This window comes from Campylobacter sp. 2014D-0258, assembly GCF_008000495.1.
In the GTDB taxonomy this organism is placed as follows: Bacteria; Campylobacterota; Campylobacteria; order Campylobacterales; family Campylobacteraceae; genus Campylobacter_D; species Campylobacter_D jejuni.
Map to the genome: position 1 here is coordinate 437,609 of NZ_VOAR01000025.1, position 11,311 is coordinate 448,919.

Annotated in this window: 10 protein-coding genes; 1 reads left to right on the forward strand and 9 read right to left on the reverse strand. The window is 27.0% G+C overall.

The features are described 5' to 3' along the window. Positions 1–122: 122 nt before the first annotated feature. Genes SR62_RS09410 through SR62_RS07015 form a run of 9 tightly spaced genes read right to left on the reverse strand, consistent with a single transcriptional unit; the run spans position 123 to position 10,067 of the window. Positions 123–440: a hypothetical protein gene (locus SR62_RS09410; protein ID WP_002893018.1), complete on the reverse strand. Its 318-nt coding sequence runs from the start codon at positions 438–440 to the stop codon at positions 123–125. Continuing rightward, positions 415–1,110, reverse strand: a complete 696-nt coding sequence (locus SR62_RS06980) for a nucleotidyltransferase family protein (RefSeq protein ID WP_002893021.1) — start codon at positions 1,108–1,110, stop codon at positions 415–417. Before SR62_RS06980 ends, SR62_RS09410 begins: the two co-directional genes overlap by 26 nt. Then, a complete protein-coding gene (gene gmhA2, locus SR62_RS06985) occupies positions 1,098–1,703 on the reverse strand; it encodes a D-sedoheptulose 7-phosphate isomerase (protein ID WP_002893023.1) in 606 nt (201 codons plus the stop codon). The genes SR62_RS06980 and gmhA2 overlap by 13 nt, the downstream gene beginning before the upstream one ends. After that, positions 1,691–2,710 (reverse strand): D-glycero-D-manno-heptose 7-phosphate kinase, encoded by a 1,020-nt coding sequence (gene hddA / locus SR62_RS06990; RefSeq protein WP_002893025.1) that lies wholly within the window; start codon positions 2,708–2,710, stop codon positions 1,691–1,693. Before hddA ends, gmhA2 begins: the two co-directional genes overlap by 13 nt. Further along, positions 2,707–3,738, reverse strand: coding sequence for a GDP-mannose 4,6-dehydratase (locus SR62_RS06995; RefSeq protein WP_002893028.1), 1,032 nt, complete (start codon positions 3,736–3,738; stop codon positions 2,707–2,709). The genes hddA and SR62_RS06995 overlap by 4 nt, the downstream gene beginning before the upstream one ends. A gap of 8 nt (positions 3,739–3,746) precedes the next feature. Continuing rightward, entirely contained in the window at positions 3,747–4,805 is a 1,059-nt protein-coding gene (locus SR62_RS07000; protein ID WP_002893030.1) for a GDP-L-fucose synthase family protein, read from the reverse strand. Continuing rightward, positions 4,805–5,347, reverse strand: a complete 543-nt coding sequence (locus SR62_RS07005) for a dTDP-4-dehydrorhamnose 3,5-epimerase family protein (protein WP_002893031.1) — start codon at positions 5,345–5,347, stop codon at positions 4,805–4,807. The genes SR62_RS07000 and SR62_RS07005 overlap by 1 nt, the downstream gene beginning before the upstream one ends. Further along, the gene (locus SR62_RS07010; protein WP_002893032.1) at positions 5,344–7,188 is read right to left on the reverse strand and encodes a hypothetical protein; all 1,845 of its coding nucleotides are present in this window, start codon (positions 7,186–7,188) and stop codon (positions 5,344–5,346) included. The genes SR62_RS07005 and SR62_RS07010 overlap by 4 nt, the downstream gene beginning before the upstream one ends. Further along, positions 7,185–10,067: a DUF4422 domain-containing protein gene (locus SR62_RS07015; protein WP_147502321.1), complete on the reverse strand. Its 2,883-nt coding sequence runs from the start codon at positions 10,065–10,067 to the stop codon at positions 7,185–7,187. Before SR62_RS07015 ends, SR62_RS07010 begins: the two co-directional genes overlap by 4 nt. 190 nt (positions 10,068–10,257) lie before the next feature. Here SR62_RS07015 and SR62_RS07020 point away from each other — a divergent pair. Continuing rightward, the coding region (locus SR62_RS07020) for a glycosyltransferase family 8 protein (protein WP_147502322.1) at positions 10,258–11,311 on the forward strand (1,054 nt) is incomplete at its 3' end.

The following is an 11,311-nucleotide window of genomic DNA, read 5'->3' on the forward strand; positions in this document are numbered from 1 at the left end:
TTCTTTTATATCGAAATTAGCAAATTGAGAATAATCAACCCATAAATACTTTGGCTCAGTTAATTCAATAAGCCTATAATTTAATGTTTCTACATCGGAAACACGAATAATAAATTTTCCCTTTATTTTTTTGAAATTCTTAAAATATCAGGAATCTGAGAATCTAAAAAATAATACTCATACCCCCCCCCTGCCATCATTTTACCATGATTGTCAAAAATCTCAATAACAAGCTCTTCTAAATTTGATTCTTTAATATTGCAAATTATGGGTATATTTTTAAAGAATTCTAATTTTTCAGTAAATAACGGATATTTTATATTAGATTCGAGTAAATCATGATTTAAAACCAAACCTTGTTTATTACGCCTTAAATCAATCTCTACACCAAAATTTCTAACTTTCTTAGAAATATTATTTTGACGATGTAAAAAAACCATCTATATTACCTTTATACATAAAATTATAATAATCCCCAGGCACGCCGATATCTATAAAATAATCATCAAAAATTTCAGCTCTAGCCTTTAATTTTTCACAATTTTCTTGTAAAAACTCTTCAAAAGAAAATTTTTTCTCTAAATCAAATTCATTAAAAATATCTTTAGTTAAAAGATAAATTCCACCATTGATTAAACCCTGATTTTTGAATATTTTTTCCTCAAAAGAAATCACAAAACCTTGCTCATTAACATTTACTGTGCCATATCTATCAAAATCATTCATTTGTTTTAAAGCGAGGCAAATTTTACTTTCATTTAGCTTTAATTTACTTAAATCTATATCAAAAAAAGTATCACCGTTTAAAACATAAACTTCATTTTTTATAAATTTTAAAGCCTTTTTTATAGCTCCACCTGTACCAAGTGGCTCTTTTTCTATGCTGTATTTTATTTTTATACCTAAAAACTCATCTTTAAAATACTCTTTTATCACTTCATATTTATATGAAACCGCTAGGATAATCTCTTTGATACCTTGTTTTTTAAGATACTCAAAAATAAATTCTAAAAAAGGCTTATTATTTATCGGTGCCATAGGCTTAGGGATATCTTTTATAACACTTTTAAGCCTTGTTCCTAAGCCACCGCAAAGTATTATTGCTTGCAAGAAAAACCTTTACCAAAAAGCTCTTCTTCAACGATAGCACAAATAATATGCCCTATTAAAATATGTGCTTCTTGAATTCTTGGCGTGCAAGTTGAAGGCACTTTTATACAATAATCACAAAGTTCATTCATAGCCCCGCCACTAGCTCCGCTTAAGCCTATGCTTATGATTTCTTTTTGTTTGCAAAGTTCTAGTGCTTTTAGGATATTTTTACTATTTCCGCTTGTAGAAATTCCTATAAAAACATCTCCTTTAATACCTTGAGCTTGCACTTGTCTAGCAAATAAATTTTCATAACCATAATCATTGCCAATAGCAGTTAAAATACTTGTATCTGTAGTAAGCGCAATGCTTGCAATACCTGGTCTATCAAAATAAAACCTACTTACAAATTCTCCTGCGATGTGCTGTGCATCAGCTGCACTACCGCCGTTTCCTGCTAGTAAAGTTTTGTTATTATTTTTATAAGCTTTTATGATTTCCAATGAAGCATTTTTAATAAGAGTTATTAAATTCTCATCTTTTAAAATTTGCTCTTTTACTAAAATTGATTCTTGAAAATGTTCTTTTATATAATTATTTATAATTTCCATGATTTAACCCCCTCTTTTGTAAATGAAAAATCTTGCACATAACCTTGCTCTTTACTTAAAGCTTTGATTAAGTTGTATTTTTTAGTAGGATCTACGAAGAAAAACATAAATCCACCTGCTCCTGCTCCACTAGTTTTGCCACTGTAAGCTCCATTTTGCATAGCTAAATGATAAATTCTTTCAAGTTCGTCATTACTAACTATTTCTGAAATAATTTTTTTTGACTGCCAAGACTTGCCTAAAATTTGTGCCAAAGTATCAAAGTCCGCCTTAAATAAAGCTTCTTTCATCTTTATAGCATCTTGTTTTATGGCATGCATAGCTTCGAGAGATTTTTCATCTCCAAGCTTTCCTTTTTTATGTTCTTCTATGTCTTTTGCTTCTCTTGTAATATTTGTAAAATAAAGCACAATTCTAGCTTCAAGCTCACTTGCAATCCAGTTTTTAATACGCAAAGGATTAACAATGACTCTTTTATTATCATAAAATTCCATAAAATTAAAACCACCAAAAGTTGCGGCGTATTGGTCTTGCGCTCCACCTACTATACCTAAATCTTCTCTTTCTATCTCATAAGCAAGTTTAGCGATTTCATATTCCCCTAAAGGAAGATTAAGCCATTCTGCAAAAGCCTTTATAACCCCTACAACTAAGGTCGAGCTTCCACCTAGCCCACTACCACTTGGTACATCTGAATAAGTGTGCAAAGAAAAACTTAAAGGTTTTTTTGTAAAATCTTTTACAATACGATTATAAATACTTTTAAAAATATCTAATTTTCCATCATTTTCTAAGAATTCTTTGCTTTCGTACTCACAATGAGAATTTGTATCAGGTGAATCAAAAATAATTCTTCTATCTTCTCTTTCGATCAAAGTGCAATGTATATATAAAGATATAGTCGCATTTAAAATATAACCTGTATATTTATCACAATACAAATTAATATCAGTTCCACCACCTGCTAAACCAAGACGCAGAGGAGTTTGTGTGCGTATGGTTTTCATCTATTTAATGGTATCCTTCCTTTTTTTATCTCATCCCTCCAATGATTTAATAGATCCTCAAACATTTTTCTAGCTGGAATTTGGGGTTTCCAGTCAATAAAACTTTTGATTTTTGTGTTGTCAAACATTTGATAATCCGCATCAATTGGGCGCAGTCTTTGCTCATCTTGCTCTATTTTTATATCTTTTCTTGTAGAAAATGATAAAAGAATTTCTATAACTTCAGGAAGCTTAAAAGCCTCTTCTCCTGCTATATTAAAAGCTTCCCCGCAAGGAATATTACCTTTTTGACTTTCAAGAGAAAGTAGATAATAAGCCCTTATGGCATCACGACAATCTTGAAAAGTTCTTATGCTTGAGAGATTTCCAACCTTAATAATAGGCTCTTGATAACCCGCTTCAATGAGTGCAATTTGTTTTGCCACCGTGCTTTCAAAAAACACATCACTTCTTCTTGGACCACTATGCGTTCCCATTCTTGTAACAAAGGTGCGAATATTATAAGCTTCGCCATAAAATCTTCCTAAATAATCAGTGCCGATTTTGCTTATGCTATAAGGACTTGCACCGTGAAAGGCTGTTTCTTCATTAAGTTTAGTGCCTACTTTTGCCTTGCCATAAACTTCACTTGAAGAGCAAATATGCACTACAGGCTCATAGCCATCCTTTGCCTTTAAAATTCTAATATTTTCTAGGATATTTGCCGTGCCTATTATGTTAGTTTGCAAGGTTTCAATAGGAATTTCAAAAGAAGTTTTTGGATAAGACTGAGCTGCTAGATGAAAGATTACATCAGGTCTTTTGCTTTCAAAAAGTTTTTGAATACTAGAGTAATCATTTAAATCTGCATAAAAAATACTGATTCTATCTTTTTTATTTATCCTGTCGCTTAAATGATAGATATTGTCCATAGGCTCTTGCCAACGCATCATTCCTATAACTTCATAATCTGTGTTTTCTAGCAAAAAATCTGCCATTTGCGAGCCAACTTGCCCTGTAAATCCTGTAATTAACGCTGTTTTTTTCATAATTTTTCCTATTGTCTTATATTTTGCTCTTTTAAATACCATTCATACATCATCTTAATGCCATCTTCAAGCTTGATTTTTGCCTTCCAGCCTAGAGAGTGGATTTTAGAACAATCTGTAAGCTTTTGCAAGCTTCCATTTGGACGATTTGCATTAAATATGATATCACCATTAAAACCTACGGTTTTTTTAATCAAATTTGCCAATTCTTTAATGCTAATATTTTCATTAGGTCCTATATTTATGTGAGTATTAATAATTTCTTTATTTTCGTTTCTCAAATCCTTAAAATCAATATTTTCCATTATAAAAATTACAGCTTCTGCTAAATCTTGACTGTGCAAAAACTCCCTTGTAGGCTCCCCTGTTCCCCAAATTTCAACACTATTTTCATTAACACCAAAAGTTTTTAAATACTCTTTTGCCTCATCTAAAAAATTCAGTTTTAAATCTTTCAACAACTCTTTTTCCTTATTTTCACTAAGCAATTTCGCTAAATGAAATTTACGAAGCATAGCGGGCATTACATGGGCTTTTTCAAGATCAAATTTATCATTGTTTCCATATAAGTTTGTAGGAGTGATTGCTATAAAATTTGTATTGTATTGCAAATTATAACTTTCACAAAGCATCAAGCCTGAAATTTTAGCGATTGCATAAGGTTTGTTAGTATACTCAAGATCTCCACTTAACATTTGCTCTTCATTAGTTGGCAATGTTGCATTTTTAGGATAAACCGTAGTTGAAGCTATGAAAAGTAGTTTTTTTACTTTATGTAAATAAGCATTATGAATAACATTGCACTCTATCATTAAATTTTGATAAATAAAATCAGCACGATAAGTATTATTAGCTAGAATTCCACCCGCTTTAGCTGCTGCTAAAATAACATATTCTGGCTTTTCTCTCTCAAAAAAATCAGCCACAGCTTTTTGATTTGTTAAATCGAGCTCAAAGTGAGTTTTAAAAACAAGATTTTTATAACCTTGTTGCTTAAGTTCATTAAGTATAGCACTACCAACAAGACCACTATGACCAGCTATATAAATTTTAGAATCTTTTTGCATCATTTATCCTTACTCATTGCTAAAATATCACGCTCTGAAAGGATAGGAGAATTTGTTGGCCAATCTATGCCAATTCTTTCATCATTCCATGCATAAGTAAATTGATCAGGCGCATCCGCATAATCTCCTTTATATGCGCATTTATAATAATAAACTGCACTTTTGCTACCAACATAATGCGCATTTCCAAAACCTGCTGGAACTAAGATGATTTGTTGATTATCTTGATTTATGATGAATTTTTCATACTTTAAATAAGTTGGAGAATCTTTTCTACAATCTACCACAACTTGATGAATTTCCCCATAAACACAAGTAGCAAGCTTGTAAGTTTTTGCATCACCATGAATTCCACGAATAACATTATGCTTTGAATGTATGAATTTATCATGTATAAATTTTAATCCATTTGGTAAAAGTTTATCTATGGCTTCACTCGTAAATGCTGTCCAAATTTCACCTCTTAAATCTCTAAATTTATTAGGAGTTATAATATACACTCCTTTTAAAATTTTTGATTCTTGAATATCAAAACTTATCATTTTTTGACCTTTAATTTAAATTTAATATATATTTTTAAAATGTTAAGTGGCAATAATAAAGGATATAACTTAGGATTATTTTTAAGGCTTATTATCAATGATCTTCCTATTTGATAAGAAAGATGTTTTTTATATATGTTTATAAGCTCATAATTATAATATGTAGATAAAGGATTTAACTTAAAAGTCTTATCTGTTTTTCTTCTAAGTTTATATTCTTCTATCAAATATCGATAATTTTGCATTAAATTATGTAAATCATATCTAAGTGTTAGCAAGTTTTTCAAATTTTTTGTCTGGACAATACGATTTCCCAAAATATAATCTAATCTATTAAAAAATCTTATTGCAATGCTATAGTTTATAAGAGACAATAAATCGTATCTATTTGTTTTAACACAAATATAATTTTTGTTCAAAAATTTTAGATAATCATTTGTATTTGTTATAAATTTTTGATCTTCGAGTACCTTAATTAATAAAATTTGGCTTTGATTGTAAGAGTTACCAAAAATATAAATATTTTTCAATAAATCGCTAGCTAATATATATTTTGTTAAATTAATATTTTTATATTTATTTCCAGTATACTTTAGATATCCTGGAAATAAATCAACATTGTCATAATGTTTTAAATCGTAAGATTTTTTTAATAAAAAATCAAAATAGATATCAAAACTAAGATTAAAAATCATTTTTAAATAGTTGTCCGCTTTTTTAAATTCTCCATTATTTAAGTATATGTCAAGTTCGCATAGTTTAAAAATGTAATTTTCCGGATTTTGTTCATAGCCTTTTTTTAGGTAAAATAATTGTTTATATTTGGGAAGTGATTTTTCTTTTGATCTAAGATAGAGCATAAAATAAGAATATGACATTTGATATCTATTTAATTTTAATTTAAGTAAATTTTTCGATATATAGTAAATTTGCTGTGTTTGATCAAATAATTTATATACATTAATAATCTTTGATTGCCCTATGAAGCTAGCCATTCTAGAAAATCCAGAGTCTCCAGATAAGTATATTTTTTTTGCTCTAGACATAAGCACTATTTCAAATATAACTCTCTGATTTGAATTATTTTCATTATCTTTAAAAAGTTCATAGGCCAATAAACATTCATATTTTGATGTATTGATTGTATCAATGTAATTGATTATTTTTTTGGCACTACTGATATCATCTGTAAATATAATAATATGATTTTTTTGGATTTCTTGTAGTATTAGCTCCAAGGCTAAATGAAAGCTAAAAGCTTTATTTGCCGTAAACCAAATCCATCTAGCTTGTCCTATAAATTCAAAAATTAAATCACCGCTTCTAATATGAACCGCTGTATAACTATTTAAAAGATCGGCTTTTGAATATGCTTTATTGATAGTTTGTTGTGTTGTATATGAAAATTCTATTTCGTTCCAGCATTGATTAAGGGTTTTTTGATACTCAACCCATTCAATATCACTAAAAATAGTAGTTAAATTAGCCTGACATGATCTCCAGCCCCAAAAATATTCATAAGGTTTATTTTCTAATTCTTTGATATTTTTATTAAAAAATAAGAAAAATTTATCTAAAGGAGAAACATTAAAATTATCATAATGGTATTTTTTGATAAAGTTACATGAAAAAATTTCTTGCACATCTATTTGATCATTACATACTAAATAATTGTTTTGATTGGTATAAGATTTTACTAGACTATCAGTTTTATTTTTCCAAGTAAAACCAAATTTAAGAGATGTTTTTTTACTAATATACATAGCATTAAGCAAACAGCACATTCTTTCGCCAAATCCATCGTCTCTTGCAGCTAATATAAGTTTTTTTATTTTTTTCATTCTTTATTCTTTGATTTAAAATCTTGTATTATTTTGGGAAATATAAAAATAAATCTAAATGGATTTTTAATTAACGCATTGCCTAGCAAATAGGATAGATGTTGCTTGACTTTAAGTGCTTCTTCATAATCTGCATATTCTTCAATTGGCAAAAAATTATGGTTATTTTTTTGACTTTTATGTGCAATGATAATAGAAATTAGAATTATAGGGAGTTTAATAAAATCTGTAAAGCGTTTAGATTTTACTAATACACTTCCTACTTTGTATGAAAGATGTGATTTAATTTTAAATACAGCACCTATATTGATAGGATTTGCCAAATGATCATTTGTTACATTGTTTTTTGTAAAATTAAATTTGATATATTGAGTATGATCTTCATTGCAGGCTTGGTAAAGATTCTCTAAAAAATATCTATCATTATAAGTTAAATTATTGGTAAACATGTTAATATAATCTATCAATGTTGAATTGTCCAATACTACATTAAACTCGCCAAAAATATTTAACAAATCTTTTGAAAATTGAATTTCTGAAGGTATGATTTTTGTAGAAACATTACTTCTTTGTTTTTCAAGTTTATTATCAATAAATTCAAACCCTAAACTTGATATATTTTTGACTGGAAGCTCACTAGATGTTACCAGTAGTTCTGAAATCATATAGTGATCTAAAAAATGATTTAAAGAGTTAAAAGCTTTATAAGAATAAATATTTTTATATGCATCAGTCAAAACATTCCAATAGTATCCTATAAGTTGTGTTGAATTTGGCAGACAATCTTTAAGTATTTTCATAGACGTAAAAGAATTAGCACTAATATCGAAAAAGCCTATTTTATTTCTTTTAATATTAAAATTCTTGAAATAATGTAAATAATATGATAGTTTTAATTCGCTTAATGTACTTAACTTATTGTAATTACTTTTTATCAAATTTACTTTCTGCAAATATGACAACTTGGAAAGATTTATATTTTGAAAATTTTCAATATCTTTTTGAAATAGTCTAATAATGCTTCCTGCTTTATCCCAAGAAAAACTAGGATCTGTATCTAATTTTGTCAATAATCTAATGACTCTAGGAGCTCTAATATAATGTGTTTTTATATTGGTGCTGTTATGTGTTTGTAATAAATTAAAAATTTGATTAATCACATATCCATCCCTAGCAATAAAGATAAATTCTTCTAATTTTTCTTGTATTGCCTCATCGTATACAAATTTTGATAAAGCATAATTTATAGGCCCTCCATAATTGTATCCTATTGTACTCCAGTAATCTTCATTTCTTGCTGTATTATTCAGCCAGTGTTTAAGCAATACTCCCACAATAATACTTGATGTTAAATTTGGATTTCGATGAAGAAAATTTTGTGCTATTAAATTATCTGCAAAAAAGTGATTTAGTGGCTTATCAAGATAAAAAGCGCTCCAACCATACTTTTTAGAGTTTTCAAAATCAACAACATAATTATCGCCTATATGTAAAATATCTCCTTGATTTGCCTGTAATTCTTTATTTATAAAATCAAACAAATCGCCGACTTCTTTAGACTTCTTAAGTTGTCCTGAAATATATATTTTATCATAATGATTTATATCATTTTTTTGTAAAATTTCAATAAAAAATTCATCATCAAAATACATATCTGTCACAAATATTATTTTTTTATTTAAAAATTTAGCATAATTTAAAATTTCTTTTATTAATGGATTTATATAGATATTTTTTTGTTCGAGCTTTCTTTCTAATTCTTTTAAAAAATAAAATTTCTTATCAATACAATTATATATATCATCATAACTAGGGTGATATCCCAGATTATTTCTTAATTTTTCTTCAGCACCTATTCGTTCTTTTTTAAAATTTGGCGCATGATGATACTGCTCTAAGTATTCAAATACATCTTCAGGTTTGGCAAATGTTCTAATTAACAAAGTGTCAAACAAATCAAAAGAAATTATGGAATGTTTTAATATTTCTTGCTTTAAGCTAATGCTTACTATATCTAGTTTTAATTTTTGATTTATTGTGTTTTCAATAAAACCTATTTTTAATTGTTTTATATTTTTCATATCTTTGTATTGTTTTAATATAAAAAATGTAGTAATATGTTCTGCTATGAAAGATAATGTTCTAACTTGAGTTGGATCTTTGGATTCAGTAAATCGATCTTTAAAGGTTTTAAAAAGCAAAAATATTAACTTAAATAAAAATTCGCAATATTCAAAAAATATTTCTTTTTTCATCACAAACATATTGCAAAAATAATAAAATGTATTAGTGTAAAAAAGCTCAGAAATTCCTTTATACTCTTTAAAGTCAAGATTACACTGTAATAAATTTTCTAAATAGTATAAAATATCTACATTTTCACAATAACAAGAAAAATCATTTTCTATCGTTATGGTTTTTAATTTATTTTTTGTTAAATGGTAAGGTTCTGGAATAAACATATCAAACGCTTTAATATTTTCGATATTTAGAATATTAATAATATTTAAATATGCTTGATTAATATTATCAAAATAATAAAAATAATTTTCCAGTCCTTGAATTGTTGGCAATTCTATATTCTCATCAAATATAAAATGCCTCCTATAATGCATAAACCCTATATAATCAGGATTGCCTAATTTATCATAATTCTTCCAAGCCCAATAAATTCCCGTAAGTTCGCAAAAATATCTATTAAGATGAGAAATATTATCTCCTGTATCATCTCCTATCATATTTTCACACATCCATTCAAAATCCTCTTTAGACATTTCTCCATCTTTTGAAGCTTGTGTAGCTAAAGCTCTTCCTAAATGAATTGGGGTTAAAATATCATCTTTTAGTAAAACTGCTGGTTTATGATAGCCTACTAAAATTTTTACTTTTGGGGTTTTATCTTGAAAATTCTCATTTTCAGTATTAAATTTTTATAATAATTTGCAAATATTCATACAACAATGCTTTGTTGGGTTTATTTTTTTAAAAAATAATATTATTTTTAACAATAATTTATATTATTACTGTATAATTGAGTTAAAAGTAGTTATTAAAGAAGGCAATAATTTAATGAAAAAATTAAATAGCAATAACAATATGATTGAAAATGAGAATTTTCAAGATAAAATAAATAATATCAATTTTCATTCTATAGTACCATTATTCGATAATAAAATAGGTATTGTTTTAACAGTCGATGAAAATTATATAAGCTATTTATGTGTTACAATTGAATCGTTGCAACAAAATTGCTCAGTAGGGAATAATTATGATATTGTGGTTTTATCTTCATATAATAATGATTTTATACAAAATGTAATAGTTCAAAATTATTCTAAAAAAAATTTTCAAATTAGATTTATTAATATTAATTACATTATGAATTATTTTGACAATCACTTATTTTATATTTCTGGTGGTCATTTTACAATTGCTGTATATTACAGACTGTTTATATGTAATATAATGAAAAATTATAATAAAGTTATTTTTTTAGATTGTGATGCTATATTATTAGATGATATATCTTTGCTTTATACTATTGATTTAAAAGAGAATCTACTTGGTGTTGCTTTAGATGTAGAAATTCAAAGAACACATTTTTTAAAAAACGATAATTGGTCTGAAAATTTTATTAATTACTTAAAGAATGATTTAGCTCTTAAAAAATCGGAAAATTATTTTCAAGCTGGTTTTATTATTTTTAATATTCAAAAATGTTTAGAATTTAACTTAATGGAAAAATGCTTAACTGCTTTAAAAGAAATAAAAACACCAATATATCAAGATCAAGATATTTTAAACAAAGTTGCCGAAGGAAATGTTAAATTTTTAGATTTGTCTTGGAATGTAGAAAATCATATTATGGTATTTAATAGAGCAAATTTAGACAATTTTCCAAAGGATATTTTAGAAAAATATTTGAAATCTTTAAAGGAAGCTAAATTTTTACATTTTTCTGGTTGTATTAAACCTTGGCAAAATCCCAAAAGTTATAACGCTCACCTTTGGTGGCACTATGCTAGACAAACACCATTTTATGAAGAAATATTATTTAAAAATATCACTCAAAATATTTCTAGCTTTAATCATACAAATTTCACTCCACAAGGAGCAGTAGAAT

Coding starts and splice junctions, on each gene's coding strand:
- SR62_RS09410 (WP_002893018.1), bottom strand. CDS start 440: ATGGTTTTTTTACATCGTCAAAATAATATTTCTAAGAAAGTTAGAAAT.
- gmhA2 (WP_002893023.1), bottom strand. CDS start 1,703: ATGGAAATTATAAATAATTATATAAAAGAACATTTTCAAGAATCAATT.
- hddA (WP_002893025.1), bottom strand. CDS start 2,710: ATGAAAACCATACGCACACAAACTCCTCTGCGTCTTGGTTTAGCAGGT.
- SR62_RS06995 (WP_002893028.1), bottom strand. CDS start 3,738: ATGAAAAAAACAGCGTTAATTACAGGATTTACAGGGCAAGTTGGCTCG.
- SR62_RS07000 (WP_002893030.1), bottom strand. CDS start 4,805: ATGCAAAAAGATTCTAAAATTTATATAGCTGGTCATAGTGGTCTTGTT.
- SR62_RS07005 (WP_002893031.1), bottom strand. CDS start 5,347: ATGATAAGTTTTGATATTCAAGAATCAAAAATTTTAAAAGGAGTGTAT.
- SR62_RS07010 (WP_002893032.1), bottom strand. CDS start 7,188: ATGAAAAAAATAAAAAAACTTATATTAGCTGCAAGAGACGATGGATTT.